At 67.0% G+C, this 24047-nt stretch carries 14 protein-coding genes; 9 read left to right on the top strand and 5 right to left on the bottom strand.

Annotated features, from left to right (window positions below; genetic code table 11):
• Positions 1–42: 42 nt before the first annotated feature.
• Positions 43–999, top strand: a complete 957-nt coding sequence (locus AC1HIL_RS27055) for a TIGR03571 family LLM class oxidoreductase (protein WP_479670459.1) — start codon at positions 43–45, stop codon at positions 997–999.
• A gap of 3 nt (positions 1000–1002) precedes the next feature.
• On the opposite strand, the gene AC1HIL_RS27060 is transcribed toward AC1HIL_RS27055, so the two are convergent.
• Together AC1HIL_RS27060 and AC1HIL_RS27065 are read right to left on the bottom strand one after the other, a co-directional pair.
• Positions 1003–2244: a glutamate carboxypeptidase gene (locus AC1HIL_RS27060; protein ID WP_261214358.1), complete on the bottom strand. Its 1242-nt coding sequence runs from the start codon at positions 2242–2244 to the stop codon at positions 1003–1005.
• 115 nt (positions 2245–2359) lie between these two features.
• On the bottom strand, positions 2360–3211 hold the full coding sequence (locus tag AC1HIL_RS27065; RefSeq protein WP_261214349.1) for an IclR family transcriptional regulator: 852 nt from the start codon (positions 3209–3211) through the stop codon (positions 2360–2362).
• A 170-nt stretch (positions 3212–3381) separates the two neighbouring features.
• On the opposite strand from AC1HIL_RS27065, the gene AC1HIL_RS27070 reads away from it, so the two are divergent.
• From AC1HIL_RS27070 to AC1HIL_RS27105, 8 genes are all read left to right on the top strand, one after another.
• Positions 3382–4359: a Bug family tripartite tricarboxylate transporter substrate binding protein gene (locus AC1HIL_RS27070; RefSeq protein ID WP_479670460.1), complete on the top strand. Its 978-nt coding sequence runs from the start codon at positions 3382–3384 to the stop codon at positions 4357–4359.
• Between the two features lie 26 nt (positions 4360–4385).
• Positions 4386–6743, top strand: coding sequence for a cytochrome P450 (locus tag AC1HIL_RS27075; RefSeq protein ID WP_479670461.1), 2358 nt, complete (start codon positions 4386–4388; stop codon positions 6741–6743).
• Positions 6744–6964: 221 nt separating this feature from the next.
• Entirely contained in the window at positions 6965–9184 is a 2220-nt protein-coding gene (locus AC1HIL_RS27080) for a type I secretion system permease/ATPase (RefSeq protein ID WP_479670462.1), read from the top strand.
• On the top strand, positions 9181–10647 hold the full coding sequence (locus AC1HIL_RS27085; RefSeq protein ID WP_479670463.1) for an HlyD family type I secretion periplasmic adaptor subunit: 1467 nt from the start codon (positions 9181–9183) through the stop codon (positions 10645–10647). Before AC1HIL_RS27080 ends, AC1HIL_RS27085 begins: the two co-directional genes overlap by 4 nt.
• 106 nt (positions 10648–10753) lie before the next feature.
• On the top strand, positions 10754–11290 hold the full coding sequence (locus AC1HIL_RS27090; RefSeq protein WP_479670464.1) for a hypothetical protein: 537 nt from the start codon (positions 10754–10756) through the stop codon (positions 11288–11290).
• Entirely contained in the window at positions 11287–17676 is a 6390-nt protein-coding gene (locus AC1HIL_RS27095) for a calcium-binding protein (RefSeq protein ID WP_479670465.1), read from the top strand. Before AC1HIL_RS27090 ends, AC1HIL_RS27095 begins: the two co-directional genes overlap by 4 nt.
• Before the next feature lie 10 nt (positions 17677–17686).
• Complete coding sequence (locus tag AC1HIL_RS27100; protein WP_479670466.1) at positions 17687–19051, top strand: tetratricopeptide repeat protein; 1365 nt, start codon at positions 17687–17689, stop codon at positions 19049–19051.
• A gap of 19 nt (positions 19052–19070) precedes the next feature.
• On the top strand, positions 19071–19664 hold the full coding sequence (locus AC1HIL_RS27105; RefSeq protein ID WP_479670467.1) for an esterase/lipase family protein: 594 nt from the start codon (positions 19071–19073) through the stop codon (positions 19662–19664).
• Positions 19665–19674: 10 nt separating this feature from the next.
• Here AC1HIL_RS27105 and AC1HIL_RS27110 read toward each other — a convergent pair whose 3' ends face one another.
• From AC1HIL_RS27110 to AC1HIL_RS27120, 3 genes are all read right to left on the bottom strand, one after another.
• On the bottom strand, positions 19675–22161 hold the full coding sequence (locus tag AC1HIL_RS27110; RefSeq protein WP_479670468.1) for a penicillin acylase family protein: 2487 nt from the start codon (positions 22159–22161) through the stop codon (positions 19675–19677).
• An 88-nt stretch (positions 22162–22249) separates the two neighbouring features.
• Positions 22250–22492, bottom strand: a complete 243-nt coding sequence (locus tag AC1HIL_RS27115; RefSeq protein ID WP_057596710.1) for a hypothetical protein — start codon at positions 22490–22492, stop codon at positions 22250–22252.
• A 71-nt stretch (positions 22493–22563) separates the two neighbouring features.
• On the bottom strand, positions 22564–24042 hold the full coding sequence (locus tag AC1HIL_RS27120; protein WP_479670469.1) for an efflux transporter outer membrane subunit: 1479 nt from the start codon (positions 24040–24042) through the stop codon (positions 22564–22566).
• Positions 24043–24047 lie beyond the last annotated feature (5 nt).

Raw genomic sequence — 24047 nt, forward strand, 5'->3', positions numbered from 1 at the left:
GGCATGCGCATGCGATCATTTCCTTCGTCTCATCCTGCCGCCATGCCCTCCTTCAACCGCGCCTACCAGCAGACCCTCCAGGCCGGCCGACTCACGCTCGGCCTCATGACACCGATCGCGCGCCCCGACGAGGCGATGGCCGACCTCGCCGTCGAGCGCGATCTCGCGCAGCGTGCCGACGCACTGGGCTTCGCAGCGCTGTGGACGCGCGACGTGCCGGTGCTCGCGCCGCAGGGCGAGCGGATGATGCCGACGGCCCCGCTCGACGAGCCCTTCCTCTGGCTCGCCACGCTGGCCGCGGCCACGCAGCGCATCGCGCTCGGCACGGCCGCCGCGGTGCTGCCGCTGCGCCAGCCGCTGCACCTGGCCAAGGCCGCGCTGTCGCTGAACCGGCTGTCGGGCGAACGCTTCATCCTCGGGCTCGGCTCGGGCGACCGCGAGGCCGAGTTCGCGATCTTCGGCGAGGACATCGCGCGGCGCGCCGAGACCTTCCGCGAGCGCTGGACGCTGGTGCGCTCGGCCCTCTCGCCGCTGGCTGCCGAACGCGCCGCGCTGCGCGAGGCCACGGCCGGCCATGAGCTGATGGCGGCGCCGGCCGAACGCATCGGCATGGTGGTGGTGGGGTCGGCGCGGCAGTCGCTGCAATGGACCGCGTCCCATGCCGACGGCTGGGCCACCTACCACCGCGACGAGGCGCGGCAGCAGGGCCGCATCGGCCTGTGGCAGACCGCGCTGCGCGAGCGCGCGGGCGGCGAGGCCAAGCCCTTCATCCAGTCGCTGCAGCTCGAATTGCTCGAGCGTGCCGACGCGCCGGCCGAGCCGATCGAGCTGGGGCTGCGCACCGGGCGCGACGCGCTGGTGGCCTACCTCGACCGGCTGGAGGACGCGGGCGTGGCCCACGTGCTGATGAATATCGCGCGTGGACCGCGCGACGCGCGCGAGATCGTGGAGGAACTCGGGCGCGAGGTGCTGCCGCGTCTGAAGAGCGCAGCGGCCTGAACCTCAGTTCGCGCTCAACGCCATCAGCATCCGCGACAGCAGGTACAGCCGCGGCACGATGCTCTCGACCTCGGCGTACTCCTCGGGCGTGTGGATGCCGCCGCCCACGATGCCGAAGCCGTCGAGCACCGGCACGCCGACGCCGGCCACCAGGCTCGCATCGGCCGCGCCGCCGCTGCTCTCGATGGTGAGCTTCTTGCCGATCTCGGCATAGATGCCCTCGGCAGTCGCCACCAGCTTGTCGGAAGCGGGCGAACGCGGCATCGGCGGCAGGCCGCGGATCAGGCGCACCTTGACCTCGGTGTCGGGGATCAGCTTGTTCTGCGAGATGCGCTGCAGGTCCTTCTCGACGCGATCGAGCTCCTCGGGCGTGGCGGCGCGCACATCGCCGCGCGCGCTCGCGGTGGCGGGGATCACGTTGGTCGGTCCGTTGGCGGTCAGCACCGTGAAGTTGACGGTGGTCTTCTTCGCGGCATCGGCGGTCTTCGACAGCTGCAGCACCTGGTGCGCCACCTCCATCGCGGCATTGCGGCCGGCCTCGGGCGCCACGCCCGCATGCGCGGCCAGGCCCTTGACCTCGATCAGCGCGGTGGCCGAGCCCTTGCGCTCCACCACCAGGCCGTCGGCCGGACGGCCCGGCTCGAGGTTCAGCGCCACGTCGTGCTGCTTCGCCACGCGCTCGATCAGCGCGCTGGTGCCGACCGAGCCGGTCTCCTCGTTGGTGTCGATCAGGAAGGTGAGCTGGCCGTAGTCCTTGAAGCCCAGCTGCTGCAGGATCTTGAGCGCCTGCAGTCCCGCGACCACGCCGCCCTTGTTGTCCATCACGCCCGGGCCGTAGGCGCGGCCGTCCTTCACGTAGAAGGGCTTGGCGGCGGCGGTGCCGTCCTTGAACACGGTATCGATGTGGGCCAGGATCAGGATCTTCTTCTTGCCCGTGCCGGTGAAGGTCGCGACCACGTTGCTGCCCGGATGCGGCTCGGCCGGGAAGGTCTCGATGCGCGCGCCGAGCTGGCGCAGTTCGTCCACCACCAGCGTGCGGACCTTCTCGAGGCCCTCGGCATTGGTCGAGCCCGAGTCGATGTTGACCAGGCGCTCGAGCAGCTTGAGCGTCTCTTCCTTCTTCTGCGTGGCGGCGTCGAGCACGGCCTGGTTCGGCTGCTGCGCCGAGGCGGCACCCGCGAACGCGAGCGCGCAGGCCAGCGCGATGGCCGGGGTGCGAAGGAAGGGGAAGGCGAAAGTCTTCATAAGTCTTGTTGTCCGTTCTTTGACGATGGCTGGTGGCTCCGCGAGGAGGCGCGGCACTCCCTTGCGCCGCGCGGGCGCAGCCTATCGCCGGGATCGCGCGCGGGTCAAGCGCGGTTCAGCATTCCTTCGCCGCGACATGGCCCAGCACCTCGCTGGTGGCCGCCGCCTCGCGCAGCACCGCGGTCGCGATCTCGCCATCGGCCGAGGGATCGAAGCCGCCGCTCGCGCCCAGCGCGGTGATGACCGCGCACACGCGCCCCGTGAAGTCGTAGACCGGCGCCGCCACCGCGCTGATGCCGCGCAGGTAGGTGTCGCGCACCACCGCGCAGCGCAGCGCGCGCACCTCGGCGCGCAGGGCCTCGATCGGCTGCTTCGCGTCGAGCTGCGCGCGCATCTCGCGCGGCGCCGCGGCGAGCTCCTGCTCGGCCAGCTCGCGCACGCGGCGCTCGTTGAGCAGGCCGAGGAAGGCGCGGCCCGTGGCCGACCACAGCATCGACATCACCGAGCCCGCGCGCACGTTGACCGTGACCGGCAGGCCCGGCTCCTCGAAGCGCATCACGGTCGGGCCCTTGTTGCCCATCACGGCGACGAAGCAGGTGACCTCGAGCCCTTCGCGCAGCCGCACCAGCGCGGGCTCGGCCGCGCGCACCGGGTCGGACTGGCGCATCGCGGCCAGGCCGATGTTGATGGCCTCGGGGCCGAGCCGGTAGCGCTGCGAATCGACGTCCTGCGCCACCAGCCCTTCCTGCACCAGGCTCGCGAGGTAGCGGTGCACCTTGGCCGGGCTCTCGCCCACGTGCGCCGCGAGGCCCGACAGGCCCGCGTTGCCGCCCATGCGCGCCAGGCCCTTGAGCACCGCCATGCCGGTCTCGGCCGACTGCACGCGCTGGCGCCGCTCGCGCGGCGCGGGCGTGGCGGGCAGCTTGGCGGCGGCGGCGGGCGCTTTCTTCTTCGGGGTGGAAGCCATGTGCTGATCGTCTCGTTCTCGAAAAAAGTGGGGGCACCCGATGGTAAGTACGGTGGCACCAGGGCTTGCCTCGCAATTTACGCTATGCGTACAATCATTACGCAAAACTCGCCGTCGCGGATTTTGACCCCGGATTGCGCTTCCCAGAACCCTAGAAACCAGGAGACACGATGAAGAAGTTCCTGGCCGGCTGCCTGCTGGCCCTCCCCGCGCTCGCCGTCACGAGCACCGCCTTCGCCCAGGCCGCCGCCTACCCCGCCAAGCCCATCCGCTGGCTCGTGCCCTATGCCGCGGGCGGCGGTTCCGACTTCCTCGCGCGCACCATCGGCCAGACGCTGTCGACGCAGGCCGGCCAGCCGGTGCTGGTGGACAACAAGCCCGGCGGCAACACCGCCATCGCGGCCGCGGAGACCGCGCGCTCGGCGGCCGACGGCTACACCGTGCTGTCGGCCGACAACGGCACCATGGTGTTCAACCCCTCGCTCTACAAGTCGCTGTCGTACAGCCCCACCAAGGACCTCGCGCCGGTCACGCTGATGGGCCGCTTCCCGATGATCCTGGTGGTCAATCCGGCCAGCGGCATCGCCGACGCCAAGACCTTCATCGCCCAGGCCAAGGCCAAGCCCGGCAGCTTCTCGTACGCATCGGCCGGCGCGGGCAGCCCGCACCACCTGGCGATGGAACTGCTCAAGACCGAAGCCGGCCTGTTCATGGTGCACGTGCCCTACCGCGGCGCGGCACCGGCCCTCACCGACGTGGCCGGCGGCCAGGTGCAGGCCATGATGGTCGACCTCGCCGCGGGCGCGGGCTTCATCAAGGGCGGCAAGGTCAAGGCCATCGCCGTGGCCAACGCCACGCGGCTGCCGCAGCTGCCCGACGTGCCCACCTTCGCCGAGCTCGGCCACAAGGGCGTGGAAGCCGCCGCGCTGGTCGGCATGGTGGTGCCCGCCGCCACGCCGCCCGAGGTGGTGAACGGGCTCAACAAGCGCGTGGTCGCGGCCATCAACGAACCCACGGTGCGCAAGCGCCTCGAGGACTTCGGCGTCGAGCCCGTGGGCAACACGCCCGCGCAGTTCGGCGAACTGCTGCGCAGCGAGACCGTGCGCTGGCAGAAGCTGATCCGCGACCTGAAGATCACCCTGGACTGACGCGCCGCGCGGAAGGAGCCTTCTCGATGTCCACCGTTTCCGAAGCCGCCGCCGCGCGCACCGGGGGTTGCCCCGTGGCGCACGGCGACCTGTCCGCCGAACGCTCGCCCACCGGCTGCCCGGTGAGCCGGCGCGCCGCCGACTTCGATCCCTTCGAGGACGGCTACCAGCAGGACCCGCCCGAATACGTGCGCTGGGCGCGCGAGCAGGAGCCGGTGTTCTACAGCCCGAAGCTCGGCTACTGGGTGGTCACGCGCTTCGAGGACATCAAGGCCATCTTCCGCGACAACATCACCTTCAGCCCCTCGATCGCGCTCGAGAAGATCACGCCCACCGGCCCCGAGGCCAACGCGGTGCTCGCGAGCTACGGCTTCGCGCTCAACCGCACGCTGGTCAACGAGGACGAGCCGGCCCACATGCCGCGGCGCCGCGTGCTGATGGACCCGTTCACGCCCGAGGCGCTCAAGCACCACGAGCCGATGGTGCGGCAGCTCGCGCGCGAGTACGTCGACCGCTTCATCGACGACGGTCGCGCCGACCTGGTCGACCAGATGCTGTGGGAGGTGCCGCTGACCGTGGCCCTGCACTTCCTCGGCGTGCCCGAGGAGGACATGGACACGCTGCGCCAGTACTCGATCGCCCACACCGTCAACACCTGGGGCCGCCCCAAGCCCGAGGAGCAGGTGGCGGTGGCGCACGCGGTCGGCAACTTCTGGCAGTTCGCGGGCAAGGTGCTCGACAAGATGCGCCTGAACCCCAACGCGCCGGGCTGGATGCCCTACGGCCTGCGCAAGCAGAAGGAGCATCCCGAGGTCGTGACCGACTCCTACCTGCACTCGATGATGATGGCCGGCATCGTGGCCGCGCACGAGACCACCGCCAACGCCACGGCCAATGCGATGAAGCTGCTGCTGCAGCATCCGCAGGCCTGGCGCGACATCTGCGAGGACCCGGGCCTGATCTCGAGCGCGGTGGAGGAATGCCTGCGCCACAACGGCTCGGTCGCGGCCTGGCGCCGTCTCGCGACCAGGGACGTGCAGGTCGGCGGCATCGACATTCCCGCCGGCTCGAAGCTCCTGATCGTCACCTCCTCGGCCAACCACGACGAGGCGCATTTCGCCGATGCCGACCTGTTCGACATCCGGCGCGACAACGCCAGCGACCACCTGACCTTCGGCTACGGCTCGCACCAGTGCATGGGCAAGAACCTCGCGCGCATGGAGATGCAGATCTTCCTCGAGGAGTTCACGCGCCGCCTGCCGCACATGAAGCTGGCCGAGCAGCAGTTCAGCTACGTGCCCAACACCTCGTTCCGCGGCCCCGAGCACCTGTGGGTCGAATGGGACCCGGCCCACAACCCCGAGCGCCGCGATGCCGCGCTGCTCGAGCGGCAGGTGCCCGTGCGCATCGGCGAGCCCTCGAAACACGCGATCTCGCGCCAGATGGTGGTGCGCAGCATGACCCCGGTCGCCGAGGGCGTGGTGAAGCTGCGCCTGGCCACGCCCGACGGCCGCCCCGTGCCGCGCTGGACGCCGGGTTCGCACATCGACATCGAATGCGGCTCGCCCGAGCGCTCGCGCCAGTACTCGCTGTGCGGCGACCCGGCCGAGGCCGACGTGCTCGAGATCGCGGTGCTGCGCGAAGAAGAAGGCCGCGGCGGCTCGGCCTGGGTGCATGCCAACGTGCGCCCCGGCGACAAGCTCAAGGTGCGCGGCCCGCGCAACCACTTCCACCTCGACGAGAGCCGCCAGCGGCTGATCCTGATCGCCGGCGGCATCGGCATCACGCCCATCGCCGCGATGGCACGCCGCGCCAAGGCCCTGGGCCTGGCCTACGAGATCCACTACAGCGGCCGCAGCCGCGCGCGCATGGCCTTCGTCGACGAGCTGGCGGCGCTGCATGGCGAGCGCCTGCACGTCTACGCGAAGGAGGAAGGCCGGCGCTGCGACCTCGCCGCCCTGCTCGCCACGCCGCGCGAAGGCACCCAGGTCTATGCCTGCGGCCCCGCGCGCATGCTCGACGCCCTCGAGGCCTGCTGCGCCGCCTGGCCCGAGGACTCGCTGCGCGTGGAGCATTTCGAATCGAAGCTCGGCACGCTCGATCCGTCGAAGGAGCATGCCTTCGAGGTCGAGCTCAAGGACTCGGGCATCGTCGTGCCCGTGCCCGCCGACCGCACCGTGCTCGACGCGCTGCGCGCCGCCAACATCGACGTGCAGAGCGATTGCGAGGAAGGCCTGTGCGGTTCGTGCGAAGTGCGCGTGCTGGCCGGCAAGGTCGACCACCGCGACGTGGTGCTGACGCGCTCGGAGCGGGAGGCGAATGGACGGATGATGACTTGCTGCTCGCGGGCTTGTGCGGGGGAGCGGTTGGTGTTGGAGCTTTGACCGAGGATCGATAGTTCTCAGGCTCTAGGACCTTGCCGACGGGCCTTTACAGGACACTTGTCAAAAGCTCCGGAGCTTTTGTCATTGAACTGTCGTTGTAGTTCGATCCATCTTCCGCTACCGTCCCCGGCACAAGAATGTGCAGGGAGTGAAAAGTGGGAGAACTGGGCCAAACGGGTGCCAGATCGGCATCGGCCGTGGACAGCGCGGCCATATCCAGCATGGAGGATGAGGTGCGATCCGAGGCATCGCCGTCTCTGGCGATGCTGTGCACGCTCGCGCGCTTCCAACAGATCGCAGCAGACCCTGCCCTGCTGGCCCACCAACTGGGCCTGGCCTCTTCGGAAGCCGTCGACACCGCAACACTGTTGCGTGCCGCCCGCCACCTGGGCCTGAAGGCCAAATCCAGCCGCAGCGGCATCGAGCGCCTGGCCCACACGCCCCTGCCCGCCCTTGCAGCACTGCGTGATCCCGACGGCAGCGAACGCTTCGTCATCCTCGCCCAGTGCGACGGCCAGCGCGTCCTGCTGCAAGACCCGGCCTCGCCAGATCCGACACGTGCAGCGCGCCCCGTCATCGAACCCCTGGAAGTCTTCGCCACCCGCTGGAGCGGCGAACTCATCCTCGTCACCAGCCGCGCCAGCCTCGTGGGCGAGCTCGCCAAATTCGACTTCTCCTGGTTCATCCCCAGCCTGGTGAAGCACCGGCGCCTGCTGGGCGAGGTGCTGCTGATCTCGTTCATGCTGCAGCTGTTCGCGCTGGTCAGCCCGCTGTTCTTCCAGGTCGTGATGGACAAGGTGCTCGTGCACCGCGGCCTCACCACGCTGGACGTGCTGGTCGTGGGCCTGGTGGTGGTGGTCATCTTCGAGTCGCTGCTCAACGGCCTGCGCAGCTACGTCTTCAGTCACACCACCAGCCGCATCGACGTGGAACTGGGCGCGCGGCTGTTCCGCCACCTCGTGCAACTGCCCCTGGCCTACTTCCAGGCCCGGCGCGTGGGCGACTCCGTGGCGCGCGTGCGCGAGCTCGAGAACATCCGCAGCTTCCTCACCGGCAACGCCCTGACCGTGCTGCTGGACGTCGTGTTCTCGGTCGTCTTCGTGGCCATCATGCTGTTCTACAGCGTGCCGCTCACGCTGATCGTGCTGGTGAGCCTGCCGCTGTACTTCGGGCTGAGCCTGGCGGTGGTGCCGATCCTGCGTCGGCGCCTGGACGAGAAGTTCGCGCGCGGCGCGGAGAACCAGGCCATGCTGGTGGAGACCGTGGGCGCCATCCAGACGGTCAAGGCCACCGCGCTGGAGCCGGCCTTCGCGCGGCGCTGGGACAACCAGCTCGCCGCCTATGTCTCGGCCAGTTTCAGAACCCAGAACCTCGCGAGCTGGGCCCACGAGGGCGTGAACCTGATCGGCAAGCTGGTCAACGCCGCCACCCTCTGGTACGGCGCCCACCTCGTGATGAACAACGACGCCACCGATGCAGGACTCACCGTAGGCCAGTTCGTCGCCTTCAACATGTTCGCCCAGCGCGTGTCGCAGCCCATCATGCGCATGGCACAGCTGTGGACCGACTTCCAGCAAACCGGCATCTCCATGGCCCGGCTGGGGGACATCCTCAACACCCGCACCGAGGTGCCGCCGAGCACCGCGGCCCAGCTGCCCGCGCTCAAGGGCCGCGTCACGCTGGAGGGGCTCACCTTCCGCTACCGCCCCGAGGCCCCGCCCGTGTTGCACGGCGTGAGCCTGGACGTGCGTCCGGGCGAAGTCATCGGCATCGTCGGGCGCTCGGGCTCGGGCAAGAGCACGCTGACCAAGCTCGTCCAGCGGCTGTACACGCCCGAGCAGGGGCGACTGCTGGTCGACGGCATCGACATCGGCCTGATCGACGCGGCGCAGCTCAGAAGGCAGGTGGGCGTGGTGCTGCAGGAGAACACCCTGTTCAACCGCAGCGTGCGCGAGAACATCGCGATCGCCGACCCGGCCGCACCGCTGGAGGCGGTGCTGCATGCGGCGCGGCTGGCGGGTGCGCACGAATTCATCAGTGAGCTGCCCGAAGGCTACGACACCGTGGTGGGTGAACAGGGCGCGAGCCTGTCGGGCGGCCAGCGCCAGCGCATCGCCATCGCGCGGGCGCTGTTCACGCAACCGCGCATCCTGATCTTCGACGAGGCCACCAGCGCGCTGGATTACGAGAGCGAGGCCATCGTGCAGCGCAACATGGCGCACATCTGCAAGGGGCGCACGGTCTTCATCATCGCCCACCGCCTGAGCGCCGTGCGCCATGCCGACCGGATCATCGTGATGGAGAAGGGGCGCATCGTGGAGGGCGGCACGCACGAGGCGCTGCTGAATCGGCCCAAGGGGATCTATGCCTACCTGTGGAACATGCAGGGTGGTGGGCACATGGAGGGCAGCAAGCCCGCGGGCATGGAGGTGCCGGCATGACCTCCTCCGTCCAGCGTACCGACGCGGCAAACCAGCCGAGCGTGCGCCATCCGGTGTTCGAGCTGCTCGGGCGTTATGGCGCAGTCTTCCAGGCCGCCTGGCGCCATCGCCATGAACTGGCCGGCCCGAAGCGCCTGAGTGACGAAGCCGCCTTCCTGCCGGCGGCGCTGAGCCTGCAGGACACGCCCGTGCATCCCGCACCGAGGCGACTGGCCTTCGCGCTGATCGCTCTGTTCCTGATCGCGCTGGTGTGGTCCATCGTCGGGCAGGTGGACATCGTGGCGGTGGCGCCGGGCAAGATCGTGGTGAGCGAGCGCACCAAGCTGATCCAGCCGCTGGAGGTCAGCGTGGTCAAGCGGGTGCTGGTGAAGGATGGGGACCATGTCGAAGCCGGACAGGCATTGGTCGAGCTCGATCCGACCAGCGCCAATGCAGACAAGGCGAGCATCGACGAGCAGTTGAAGTCGGCGCAGTCGGAGGTTCTAAGGACAAGGGCCTTGCTGCAGGCACTCAATGCCTCATCTCACCGCACGCCGGAGCTGGGCACGAACCTGCCGGCGTGGAGCGAGGTGGACGTCGCCGCGGCGAAGCTCCAGCTGAGCGACGAATGGAGCGACATCACCGCCAAGCTCGCGAAGGCGGCGGCCGAACTGCAGCGCCGCCAGGCCGAGATCGCCACCGTGCGTGAGATGGTGGCCAAGCTCGAGACCACGTTGCCGATTGCGAAGCAGAGAGAGGCCGACTTCCATCAGCTGGCCAACCAGGGCTTCATGTCCAGCCATGCGAACCAGGACCGCACGCGCGAGCGCATCGAGCTGGAGCGCGACCTCGCCACCCAGCGCGCGCGGCTGGCCGAGGCGAACGCGACGCTGCGCGAGAGCGAGAACACCAGGGCCTCCTACATCGCCGAGACCCGCAATGCACTGCGCACCAGGGAAGCCGCGGCCGAGCTCAAGCGCCAGCAGGGCACGCAGGAACTCGCCAAGGCGGGGCAACGAGAGCGCCTGACGACCTTGAAGGCGCCGGTGGCCGGCACGGTGCAGCAGCTGGTGACGCACACCGAGGGTGGCGTGGTGACCGAGGCGCAGCCGCTGATGGTGATCGTGCCGCACGACGCGCAGGTCACGGCCGAGGTGACGCTGGAGAACAAGGACATCGGCTTCGTGAGCCCGACGCAGGAAGCGCGCATCAAGCTGGAGACCTTCCCGTACACGCGTTACGGAACGGTGGATGCGACGGTGAAGACGGTGACGGCCGATGCGGTCAATGACGAGAAGCGCGGGGCGATCTTCCCGGTGACGCTCAACCTCAACGCCACCAGCATCGATGTGGATGGCAAGCCGATCAAGCTCTCGCCGGGGATGAACCTGACGGCGGAGATCAAGACGGGGAAGAGGCGGGTCATCGAGTTCTTGCTCAGTCCGGTGCAACGGGCGACGAGTGAGAGCTTGAGGGAGAGATAAGTCGAGAAATCACCTAATGACCAATGTCACACGACAAACACGACTTCGATCCTCAGTCGCGAAGTACCAAGCATTCTGATTTTTAATCAATTTTGAAATCAAATCCATGAGTCAAGCCGAACCCGGGAAAATTAAATGGTGGAATAAAAAAATGCTACTTTCCAGTGCCGCAGTCGGCGTGGTTTTCGGAATCATTTTTTTCTCAATCGCCAAAAACTCAGAACCTCAAGAAGGAGTGAAGCTTGAAAAACTCCCTCCCCTCCATGGAATATACAAATGCTGCGACGCAGGCGGCAGATATAGCCAAAGCTGGGTTGGCAGTACTGCCGTCAACTGCATAGGCATCTCCTATTATCAAGTAGGAACGGGTCGCAATGATTGCGGATTAAAAGAGCAGTTAAATGGAAGGCCAGTGGAAGCCATTCAAACCCTCATACCAACCTACCACGGAAAATCCCCAATCGTCACTGAAATAATTTCGGGAAGTACAACCTACTATTCCCGCAACGATGATGAAATTCGAGAGCAATGGGCAAGAGAGTCCAAAAGCAATTCTATTGTTCTGGGATTTATTTCCTTTTTAATTTTTCATTTTATACAATTGATTATTGCGAGCAAAAAAGCTAACCGGGAGAAATCATGAGCACGTACACCATCATTAATCTGCAAAACGATGCCTGCTCTCTTGCCAAAGCGCTCAGTGAGGCGCTGAATGGAGACAATGCAGATCAGCGGCGCGCAGCATGGACTGACGTTATCAATACCTCCGCAAAGATTACTGCGGGCATGGCAGAGCTTGGAGCGAATAATCCCCAATGGTCTGGTTGGCTCGGATCAGGCTCGACCTTGGCGTCCGTTGGCATATCTGCCGAACGAATTCGCTTGACTCTTCAAGTAACAAACAACGTTGATTCCATCAAAGCAGGCGATGCACTGAGTGTAGTCGGCGGAATTTCCGAACTGGCAGGAAATTTTTTGATTAAGCCAGGCCCTCAACTCGTTGGAGGACTGATTCTTAAAGGAGTTGGTGCGGCTGCGGGGGTTGCTCAGAACATGGTGGGGGACAAAACCATCGGCCAAATTTTTTCTTCTGCAACTACACCCAATACTCCAACCGTTTCGCCTTTGCTTTTTCCGCCTACTCCAGATCTCACGCGTCGTGCACCGGATGGTCTCAGTCCTCTCAATACGAGCCTCAGCACGAAAGAAGGAAATGTTCGTACTGACACCATCTGGACACAGAATGCGCAAGGCGCCTATATAAAAAGCGAAACCATCACCATCGTTAATGCAAATGGGGATGCCATTGGCAGCACTTTTTCTCAGTATTTTTACAACAGCGATGGCGCTGCTGTCTCGGCCAATACCTACACCTATGACCGCATGGGTGTGCAAACCTACTCGGGCGCGCTGGTCCCTACGTCAAATGGCCAGTCCTGGCAAAATGCCCCGGCCGGAGTGCAGCCGCCAGCCAGAGGTTCATTACAAAGCGGATTTACGGCAAACGGCCCCAATAGCGTCATACTGAATGCGGGTGGAAACCTGAGCCAGATCGTGCTCTCCCAGCAAAACCTAATGAACGACATCTCTCTGGCAGATCTGCTGGCCAGCAACCCAGGAATTACCAACCCAAATATCGTTCAAGCCGGTCAAGTAATTTACATTCCCAAAAAGCAGTCAAATGGCAGCATAACGTACAACTACGCGACGGGAGCCAGCATCAATAGCAATTCCGCAACTGGCGAGTACTACATGACAGTCCCGGGCACGGGAGGGCAGACTGTCTATAGCCGGACCATCGATGCCAATGGGGGCTATTCGATACGTCAGACAACGACGAATAGTCAAGGACAAACAACGTACGACTTCACGGGTCATCAAAGCTCACTCAATGAATCGATCGTCAAGCGCAAGGAAATCGTGCTTAACGACGACTCGTCAATCACAACGATCCAATTCAATCAGATTGGCTCACTGGAATCCACCACAATAAGTAGGAATTCCGCCGGAGTCCTGGAGACATTCGTTTTTGATGGCGAGAGCGGGACCGCTTCCATTGCACTTGCGAACGGAGGGGCCGTCGCCGCTTATGAGCAGGATGCCGACGGCAACTGGGTGCCTGTCTCTTGGACCCAGGATGGTCAGACCTACACCGGAGACGACCTGGGCGCGTTCATTGCCAATCTCCAGAGCAATTCCGATGCAGCCGATTTGAGCAGCAGCGAGTCGGCGACCTATGGCAGCTATGACCAGCAGTTCGCCAGCTCCGGGGGTAACAACGCCGCTGGCGTCAGCAATGCCAAGGACACGGGCGCATCGTTGGACACGCTGGCCAAGCGTCTTGGGATGCCTTCGGTCGGTGATCGATGGGCGCCGTACGTCCTCGGAGCCGGAATTCCCTCCACGCTGATGCTGTCCAGCGGAATGGACGCAGCTGTCAGACAGGCATTGGGCATCTTGTCGCAAAGCCGCGTCAGCACATTGCGCCAGCAGACGCCCTCGTACTTCACGGTCCGTGTGCTTGGCTTTGGCAACATGCCTCCCCCACCTACATCGCCACCATCGCCGCCTCGCGCGGCATCTGCCAACCTTTCGCTGCCGCTGGTGCTCGATCTCGGCGACGACGGGCTTGAACTGACGGCACTGGACCGCAGCAACGCCACATTCGACGTCGATGCGAATGGCCAGGTCAAAACAGTGGGCTGGGTAGGACGCAAGGAAGGCATCCTCGTGTTCGACAAGAACGCCAATGGCGTTGTCGACGATGCCAGCGAATGGTTCGGTCAGCAGTTCGCTGCCTCGGGCACACCGCCGGCGAACCAGGACGGCTTCAAGGCCCTGGCCACGCTGGCCAACGCCGGAGCGACGTCCTTTTCGGCAACCACCTCCAAGATCAACCCAGCCACTGGCAAACGCTACTTCGACGAACTGCAAGTCTGGATCGATGCCGACCAGGACGGCAAGACGGATGCGGGCGAGTTGCGCACCCTCGCGAGCCTGGGCATCACCTCCATCGATCTCGCCTTCCAGGCGGTCAACCGCAACAACGACGGCAACGCCATCCTGAGCAAGGCGAGCTACACCACGGCCGACGGCAAGCGCCACACGATCAACGATGTGGGATTGGCCACGGAACTGACAACACTCACGGACGGCGTGCGGCCAGTATCGGCCGCCGCGCTGGCCTTCGCGGAGTATGCGGGCAAGGGCTACGCCGCGATGGCAGCTGGTCAGGCCAAGGCGACCGCCATCCTCGCAATGAGCCGCCAGGCCAACGAGCAGTCGGCGATCTCGGCACTGCAGCGCACGTTTGGGATACCCCCGGGTACACCGCCTCTCGGTTCGGCCATGATCGAGTACCGTATCAAGGCGAGCTGGTCCCAGCAGGCAGGCCTGGGCCCGACGGGGCTGAACGACAAGATCACGTATTACTTTGCTCCGCCGGGGAGCGATCTAACGAGGATCGACCCCGCATTCCGGCGCATCAATAGCGCTCCAGCGGATATCGTCAATGTGCTCAACGGCATTGCCTCGCTGCGCCAGGGAGAGATCAAAGCAGCGCAGGCCATCGAATGGGCCGGAAACAAGCAAGCCGAGGCGCAGCGCAAGGCGCAGGTGGCCAATGCCACGCAGACAAGCGGTGCACGAAATGATGCCTCCGCAGCCGCACGGGTCGTCGCCGAGGCCTGGGATAACTCCATCGTCAACTACCTGGACGTGAGGGACCAGATCGAGGCCATGACGGCCCGGCTGCCAGACATCCAGAACAAGCTCAACGAACTGGTGCCGCAGAACCTCAATGCCAACGGACATCTGCCCAATGGGTGGACCTTCTTGACGCGCGCGGATGCCACGATGGCAGCCGAGGCGTTCCGGGCGTACGCGGCGGCGTTGCAACCGATGGCAGAGCTGAAGATCCTCGGCGACCAGATGCTCGGTGCCATCGCGCAGTCCAACGGCTACTCCAAGGCCTACGTCGGCAAAGACGGCCAGACCACCGCGGTGGACAACGGCTACAACCTGTTGATCGCCAACAGGGGCAACCAGACCTTCGTTCTCAACTCGGGCGTGGACAACGTCGCGGTCACCAACGTGTCCGGCCACATCAAGATCCGCGGCTTCCAGACGGGGGCCAAGGGCGATCAAATTCAGTTCATCAACAGGCGAAACCCATGGGACTACATCTCCGTTCTCGATGACGGCAGAGGCAATACTGTCCTGTACTTCAACGGTCAACCCAAGGTGACCTTGCTGGGGGTGGATGCGGCAAAGCTCGATCTGTACGCCAACTTGGTCGGCGTCGATAGGGTCGAATTCCAGAGCACCCCGAGTGGCGTACGCAGCCTGCGTGGTGAGAACACATTCGATGGGCAAACCCATCTAACGTCACTCACTGCCTCCTGGAACGGCGATACCTTGATCGGTGGCGAGCGCGACAGCAAGCTGTATGGGTCAGACGGCAGCGATACTTTTGTTGTCACTGGGCGGGACTACCTGATCAATGGTGGTGGCACTGGGACAGACACGGTGTCCTATGCACAGCTTGCCGCTGGCATCAAGTTTAATCAGACCATGACTCAGGAATGGCGTCGCGGGGGGGATGACTTCGTGCTCGTTGAAGTGCTGAGCGCGACAGACAGCCTTGGAAGCACCATCGCGTACATAGAAAATGTCATTGGTAGTGATTGGAATGACATGCTGGTCTTTGCAGACAGCAACGGCAATGTGGTCAACGGCGGCAAGGGAAATGACTTTTTGGACGGCGGTGCGGGCAACGACACGTTGATCGGCGGGGTCGGTAATGACACTTTCGTCGTTCGCGAGGCGGGCGATGTCGTCACCGAGTTGGCCAACGAAGGCACGGATCTGGTGCAAAGCAGTATCAGCTACACGTTGGGCGCGAACGTCGAGAACCTGACGCTGACGGGAACAGCGGCTATCAACGGCACGGGTAGTACCGCAGACAACGTGATTACCGGCAACGCCGCCAACAACACCCTGACGGGCGGTGCCGGCAACGACACGCTCATCGGCGGCGCCGGGATCGACACGTTGATCGGCGGCGCGGGCAACGACACCTATGAGATCGATGTCGCAAGCGACGTGGTGACCGAACTGGCCAACGAAGGTACCGACTTGGTCCGGAGTGCCATCAGCTACACGCTTGGCGCCAACGTCGAGAACCTCCAGTTGACCGGAACCGCGGCCATCAACGGCACAGGCAACGCGGCGAACAACGTCCTCTTCTCGGGCGCTGGCAACAACGTGCTCAATGGCTTGACCGGAATCGATACAGCCTCCTACCAGTACGCGCTCTCCGGCGTGACGGTCAGTCTGATGGTGACCACCGCGCAGGCGACGGGCGGCTCCGGCAGCGACACGCTGATCGAGATCGAGAACCTCACGGGCAGTGCGTTCAACGACAAGCTCACCGGCAACGCGGCGGCCAACGTGCTCGATGGTGGAAGCGGCGCGGACACGCTGATCGGTGGGGCAGGTAACGACGTCTACGTCGTGGACAGCGCAGGCGACGTCGTGACCGAGTTGGCCGGCGAAGGCACTGACCTCGTCCAGAGCGCCCTCACCTATGCGCTCGGTGCCAACGTCGAGAACCTGACGCTCACGGGCATTGCCGCCATCGACGGCACCGGCAACGCCCTCGACAACGTGATCACAGGCAACGCCGCCAGCAACACGTTGACCGGCGGCGCAGGCAACGACTCCATCAACGGCGCAGCCGGCATCGACACCATGCTCGGCGGCGCGGGCAACGACACCTACTACGTCGACAACGTCGGCGACACGGTCACGGAACTCGCCAACGAGGGAACCGACATCGTCTACGCCTACGTCAGCCACACGCTCGCCGCCAACGTGGAGAACATCCGCCTGCACACCACCGGCAACATCGACGCCACCGGCAATGCGCTGAACAACATCCTGTACGCGGGCGACGGCAACAACGTGCTGAATGGCGGCGACGGCATCGACACGGTGTCGTATGCCTATGCAGCCTCGGCCGTCACGGCCAGCCTGGCCATCACCACGGCTCAGGCCACCGGTGGCTCCGGCAGCGACACGATCCTCAACGTCGAAAGCCTCGTGGGCAGCAACTTCAACGACAAGCTCACCGGCAATACCGCGGCCAACAGCCTGAACGGAGGTGCCGGCGCGGACACGATGATCGGCGGCCTGGGCAACGACGGCTACTACGTCGACAACATCGGCGATGTCGTGACCGAACTGGCCAACGAAGGGATCGACACCGTCTACAGCACGATCAGCTACACGCTGGGCGCCAACCTCGAGAACCTCTACATCAACACCACCGGTGCGGTGAATGCCACGGGCAATGCGCTCGCCAACGTGCTGTATGCCGGCGCGGGCAACAACGTGATCGACGGACTGGACGGCTCCGACACGGTGTCGTACGCCTATGCCGTCTCGGGTGTCACGGTCAGCCTGGCCAGTACCGCGGCGCAAGCCACCGGCGGCTCGGGCACCGATACGCTGCTCAACATCGAAAACCTGGTCGGCGGCAGCTACAACGACATCCTGATCGGCAACGCCGGTGCCAATGGCTTGACCGGCGGCGCGGGCAACGACACGCTCAACGGCAGCGCCGGCGCGGACACGCTGGCAGGCGGTGTCGGCAACGACACCTACGTGCTTGGCCGCGGCTACGGCATCGACACCATCACGGAGAACGATGCCACGGCGGGCAACACTGACGTGGCGCAGTTCGCCGCCGATATCGCCATCGACCAGCTCTGGTTCCAGAAGGTCGGCAACAACCTGGAAGTCAGCGTCATCGGCTCCACCGACAAGTTCACGCTGAGCAACTGGTACCTGGGCGATCAATACCAGGTCGAGCAGTTCAAGGCCGGCGGCAAGACCCTGTTGGACAGCCAGGTGCAGAACCTCGTGCAGGCGATGGCGGGATTCGCACCGCCGGCAGCCGGGCAGACGACTCTCCCGGCCAACTACCAGAGCAGCCTGGCACCGGTGCTGGCAGCCAACTGGACCTGAGACCGGGACGATGCCAAACATCCCGAAGGGCGGCAGGACCTCCGCGGCACTTCTTCTGTCGCTGCTGCTGACCGCATGCGCGACACAGCCCGAAGGAAAGGTCGAGCCGACCGCGCAGGCCACGGCTTCGGCCAAGCCTGCGCCCACCACATCCGATGAAGACAACGACGCCAACGCGCAATTGGTGCTGCGTGCGCTGTCGTTGATCCAGGCGAAGAAGCCGGCCGAGGCCCTGCCGCTGGCGCAACAGGCCGTCGCCGAGTACGAGAAGCGCTATCGCAAGAGCGGCGTCATCTCGTTCTCGTCGCGGTCCCTGGTCGAAACCCTCGTCTACCTGGGCCAGGCCGCCAGCGCGAACACGCCGGCCAAGGTTCATGGCCCCTGGTTCGGCCTCGCCTACTTCACGCAGGGCTTCGCGCTGGTCGACCTGCACCGGATTCCGGAGGCCAGGCAGGCCTTCGATGCCGCCATCCTGCTGTCGCCGCAGAACTCCAAGTACCTGTCGGAGCGCGGCAACATCGATGCGCTCGAGAAGAACTGGCGCGCATCCTTCGACCGGTTCAAACAGGCACTGGACGCGGCGCAGCTCAGCCCGGAACAGGTGAAGACCTCGGAGACCACGCGCGCACTGCGCGGCATGGCCTTTGCCGAGGTCGAGCTCGGTGATCTCGATGCCGCCAAGGCCTTGCACGAACGCGTGCTCGCGCTCGACCCCGCCAACGCGATGTCGCGCAGCGAACTCCGGTACATCGAGGGCCAGAGGAATCGCCCACCCAAGCCTCGCGCGCCGGCCGGCATCGGAGCCAACGCGGGCGCACCGGTTGAGAATCCGGACCTGCGCTTCTCCCCCGAGGCACAGGCGCGTGCACTCATGGCCCTGTGGCAGGACACCTGCCTGAAGCACTACGACCAGCCGCTGGCCCTGCGCACGGCCTTGGTGAAGGCCAAGCCCGGCTATATCGAGAACCCACCGAACGCGATCAGCTTTCTCAACGGCGAGCCGGGCTCGGTGTGGGATGTCAGCAGCAGCGTCTATTCACAGCGGGTGCTGGTGCTGCTCGACAACGGCGTGTGTGAGATCCGCGCGCAGAAGGCCAGTGCCAAGGAGGTCGATGCGGCGTTCGCGCAAAGCGTCGAAGCCCTGGCGGCCACCGGCGTGACGGTGCGCAAGCTGTCCGATGCACAGGTTCCGGACTACGGCGGACCGCTACGCAAGACCGTGTACCGGGTGCAGCGCGACAGCGACGGGCGGCTGTGGCACTTCGGCGCGGGGACGACGGACAATCCACAAGCCGTGACCCAGGCGGTGCTGGCCATCAGCCCGGACGGCGCGCGCCTGAAGGACAAACTCACGTTTCCGGCGGCCAAGCAGTGATGCGGAAGAAGCGCACGGCATGAACGTGGTGCTGGTGCACGGCATCTTCGACGACGGCGCGATCTTCCGGCGCCTCGAGCGCAGCCTGCGCGACACCGGCCATCGCTGCTGGGTACCCGCGCTCAAGCCGGCGGATGGACGCCGCGGCATCCATGACCTTGCCTGCAAGCTGAAGGCCTACGTCGACGAGCAGCTCGGCCCGACCGAGCCGATCGCCATCGTGGGCTTCAGCATGGGCTGCATCGTCTCGCGCCACTACCTGCAGCTGCTCGACGGGCATGCGCGCTGCGAGGCCCTGTTCGCCGTCTCGGCGCCGCACCAGGGAACGCTGCTGGCCTACCTCTACCCGGGAAAGGGCGCCCGCGACATGCGGCCCGGCAGTCCGGTGCTCGAGGAACTCCGGCGCACCGAGCATCGGCTCGCACGGATGGCGGTGTTCGGGTACTGGACGTCTTTCGACGTGACGGTGTTCCCGGCCCGAAGCTCCCACTGGCCTCGTGCATCGAGCAGCCTCGATGCCCGGGCCCTGCTGCATCGGTTCATGCCGGGCAACGAACGCGTCTGCGCGGACATCGTCCAGCGGATGAGCACCCTGAACGCACCGCGCGCCTGAAACGCGTCGTTCAGGGCCGCAGCGTCTCCCGCACCAGCAACGGATCGCGCGCGATCTCCTCCTCGCGGAACGGAAAGCGCAGCCAGTCCTTGCGCGCATAGCGCAGCACCGGCGCGGCGCCCGCGCCATTCGTCACCGCGGTCTCGCGCTCGCCGTGCGCGAGCAGCGTGCGGGCCTGCACGCCGCGTGCGTCGAAATGGACGATCTGCAGGTAGGTGTTGCCGTGCGAAAGCTCGCCCATCGCGTAGTCGCCGTCGCGCGCGCAGGCCACGGTGAAGTAGCCCTCGGCATCGCAGCCGCCGTAGAGCGGCACGGCGCGGCCCTCGCTGCGCGCGAAGCGTTGCGCGCCCAGCGGGGTGTCGAGCGGCCAGCCCCTGGCCGCCATTTCCTCGACCGCGCCCGCGAGCGCGCGCGCCACGCGCGGGTCCGACGCCCGGATGGTGTCCGGCGTCGTCAGCGGCGACCGCGGCGAGAACGGCGTGGCATAGAGCTCGGCCGGCGGGATCTTCTGCACGCGGGCCCAGAAGAAGTCCCACAGCAGCGCACCGCGGTCCTGCGCATCCGCGCGGTCGGACCAGCGGCGCAGCACCTCGCAGGCCGGCTGGATGTCGACCGAGCGCGCGGCGGCCACGGCCTGGCCCGGGGCGGTATCGCCGGCGCCGAGCGCCACGCTGCCGGCCGGGCAGATGCCGTCGAGCAACGGCGTCTTGAAACGCTCGGCGCTGTAGGCGCGCGCTTCGAGCACCTTGGCGGCCACGCGGTCCGCGAGGGAGCGGGCCGAGCGCGAGCCGGCGCCCGCCAGTTCGCCCGCGATGCCGAGGCCCTCGAGCGCGCGCAGCGACAGCGCCGCTTCGCCACCGCCGAGGTTGCTGGCGAAGCCCGTGAGCGGTTGCGCCGGATTGGCCAGCCAGTGGCTGTTGTTCATGTTGGCGACGAAATCCCGGCGCAGCAGGCCGGGCATGCGCGCGGCGGGTGTCGCGCCCTGCTGGACGGCGGCGCCATCGCCTTGCCAATCGCAGGCCGAGCGGCTGCCGTCGAGCACCGGCGTGGCCGCGTCGAAGGCCGCGAAGGCCTGCGACAGCGGCGTGGCGCAGGCGGCTCGCAACGCATCGGGCACGTTCGGCGCGGCGCCGATGTCGGCGTACCAGGCACGGTCGTCGCCGCGCCCGATGGCCGCGGTGTTGACCCAGGGCATCGCGGCCTCCTCGCGCTGGATGGCGATGAACTCGTCGAGCGAGCGGGCCTGGTTCCAGCGGAAGAAGTTGCGGAAGATGCGGTGGTTGTCGGCATTGACGTCGCGCAGCGCGACCGCCTTGCGCGCGCTCCAGCCGAGCGCCGGGTGGCGCGCGCCGAGATCGGCCACCGGCCCGAAGCGGGTGCTGTAGAGGGTGCGGCGCTCGATGGCGGTCGAACCGTCGGGCCGCCGTACCTCGACGGCCAGCGGCCGCGCCCGCATCGGCTGCGAGACGCCATCGACCATGTAGCGCGTGGGATCGGCCGGGTCGAGCGTGAGGTCGAACAGGCCGAAGCGCCGCGCGGCCGACACGGTGTGGCTCCAGGCCACGTCGTTGTTGAAGCCGATCATCACCACCGGGATGCCGAGGAAGGACACGCCCGCCACGTCGAGCCGGCCCGGCAGCGTGAGGTGCGACTGGTAGAAGCGGTCGGGCCCGCCCCAGTACCAGTGCGGATTGCCGAACAGTACCCCGCCCCGCCCGCCGGTGGCCTGGCCGCCGAAGGCCAGCACGTTGCTGCCGATGCCGATAGCGTCGCCGACCGGGATGGCCAGGCGCGAGGACAGCGAGAGCCGGTCGGGCGACACGGGCGGCGCATCGGCCGCGGGCCGGGCCTTCACGATCTCGGCGAGGAAGGGGAGGTAGCCGCCCACGAGGGCCGCGGCCACCATCCGCCGGTAGACGTCGTCGGCGCCGATGGGCTGCACCCAGGGCGCATCGGCGCAGGCCGGCCTCGCGGCGCCCCGGGGCCGCGGCTTGTCCAGCGTCGCCAGGTAGCGGTTGTAGCCCTCGGCGTAGCCCGCGATCAGCGCATCGAGCGCCGCGGGCTGCTCGCGCTTGAGCGCCTCGATGGCCGGCGCATCGGCGAAGGCCTTGAAGAAGAAATCGAGGTCGAGGTTGGCGGGCGTGCCGAAGGTCGATCTCGTCGCGGGCTTGCTGTCGGGACCGAAATAGAACGAACGCTGGCCGCGGTAGGTGACGAAGGCATCGGCCAGCGTGCACAGGGCATCCTGTGCCTGTGCATAGCCTTGCCCGATGCCCAGGCCGCGCCAGTCCGATGCGCGCACGTGCGGCATGCCGTCGGCGGTACGGCGGATGTCGATCGCGGAGGCGGACACGCGCTCGCGAACGGGCTCGCGCGCGCCGGCGGGCGGGCCCGCCAGCAGCGCCAGCACGAACGCCATGCCCAGGGCACGCGTGGCGCGCGCCGTCGGTTGCCGGCCCGATGCCGCCGGGGCACCTGCCATCGAAGAAAAGATCACGCGCGACTCCGCCTGGTTGCGGCAACACAGCCCGATCGGTAGCCGAGGGCCGTTGCTCCTCCGGAAGACGGCGGTGGCGCCGCCTTGTTCACTGCAGCCCGGTGCGCGGGACGGTGGCGTCGTCGCCGCACGCGGGCCGCGACAGCGCCGCGCCGGCCAGTGCCCACAGCGTGAGGGCATCGTCGAGCGCGCGCACATGCAGCGGGTCCTCGCCGAGCCAGGTCACCAGCCTGTGGGCATGGGCGCGCGAAGGCTCGTCGTGCAGGCGGCTGAAGAGCGTCCAGGCAGTCGCGACGGCAGCTTCGGAACGCGTGAGAGAAGAGTTTTTCATCGTCGACTGCCTTGCGAATGTGCCGAAGCGTTGTCTGCGTCTTCGTACTGACGCACGACCCTGGCCTATGTTCATTCCGGGCCGCTCCGGGAAAGCAGGCGCTCACCCGGGCGCGCGGCGCGAAGGCCTCGGCCGCCCGGCGGCGCCTCGCGCCATCCCCCGCCGAGCGCCCGATAGAGCGCCACGCGCGCCTGCAGGCGCGACTGCAGCAGCTGCACCTGCTGGTCGCGCGCGCCGTAGAGCGTGCGCTGCGCATCGAGCAGCGCGAGCAGCGTCTCGGCACCGGCGCGGTAGCGCGACTCCGAGAGCTCGGCGGCACGGCGGGCCTGCAGCAGTTCCTCGGCCTGGATCTCGGCCTGGGCGTCGAGACCGGCCAGGCCGTTGAGGGCGGTCTCCGTGTCGGCGAAAGCGGCGGCGATGCTGCGGCGGTAGGCCTGCAGCAGTTCTTCGCGGCGCGCCTCGGCCAGCGCCTGCTCGCCGCGCAGCCGTCCACCATCGAAGACCGGTGCCGCGAGGCCCGCCACGAGGCCGTAGGCCGGGTTGTCGAACGGGTTGCCCGCGCCGCTGCCGCCGCGCCATCCGAGCGTGGCGCTCAGCGACACGCTCGGCAGCAGCGCGGCGCGCGCGGCCTGCACGTTCGCATCGGCCGCCGCCAGGCGTGCCTCCGCGAAGGCGATGTCGGGCCGGCGTGCCAGCAGTTCGGAAGGCAGGCCGGCGTCGATCGCGGGCACGCGCAGGGCCTCGAGGCGCGCGTCGCCGGCCGGCACCCCGCCCTGCGCCGACGACGGCAGGCCGAACAGCAGGGCCAGCGCCGTCTGGGCGTCGGCGGCCTGCTGCCCCAGCGCGAGAAGCTCGCGCTGGCGCGCCGCCACCAGCCCGCGCTGCTGCGCGAGCTCGAGCGGCGTGGCGGCACCGGCGGCATGGCGCGACGCCACGAGCCGCAGCACGCGCCGTGCGTTGTCGAGGTTGTCGCGCGCGATGGTTTCGCGCTCGCGCAGCGCCGCCCGCTGCAGCCATGCCGAGGCCACCTGGGCATTCAGTCCGAGGCGCGCGGCATCGCGGTCGAATTCGCTGGCGCGCAGCCCCTGCAGCGCCTCGCGCCGCGAGGCTTCGAGGCGGCCCCAGAGGTCGAGTTCGTAGCGTGCCGCGAAGCCCAGGAAGTTCGAGTCGCCGCCTTGGCCGCCGCGGCCGCCAAGGCGCGCGTCGCGGCTGGCATCGACGGTACCGGCCAGCGTGGGCAGCAAGGCCGCGCCCGCGATGCGCGCCTGCGCGCGGGCCGCCTGCACGCGCGCGGCCGAGATCGCGAGGTCATGGTTGCCGGCCTGCGCCCGTTCGATCAGCTCGTCGAGCTCGGCGCTGCCGAAGCCGCGCCACCACTGCGCATCGGCGGCGCCGGCCTGCGCGGCGGCCGGCGCCGCGGAGCGCCACGCGGCGGGCAGGACCACCGCGCGGTCGGCGTCGGCCGGCGGCGTGGCGCATCCCGCCAGCAACAGGGCACCGAGCGCCAGCGGGAACCACGGCGCGCGAGGGAACGGGGAAGTCAGCGGCATGGCGT

Source organism: Variovorax sp. ISS6, assembly GCF_056523145.1.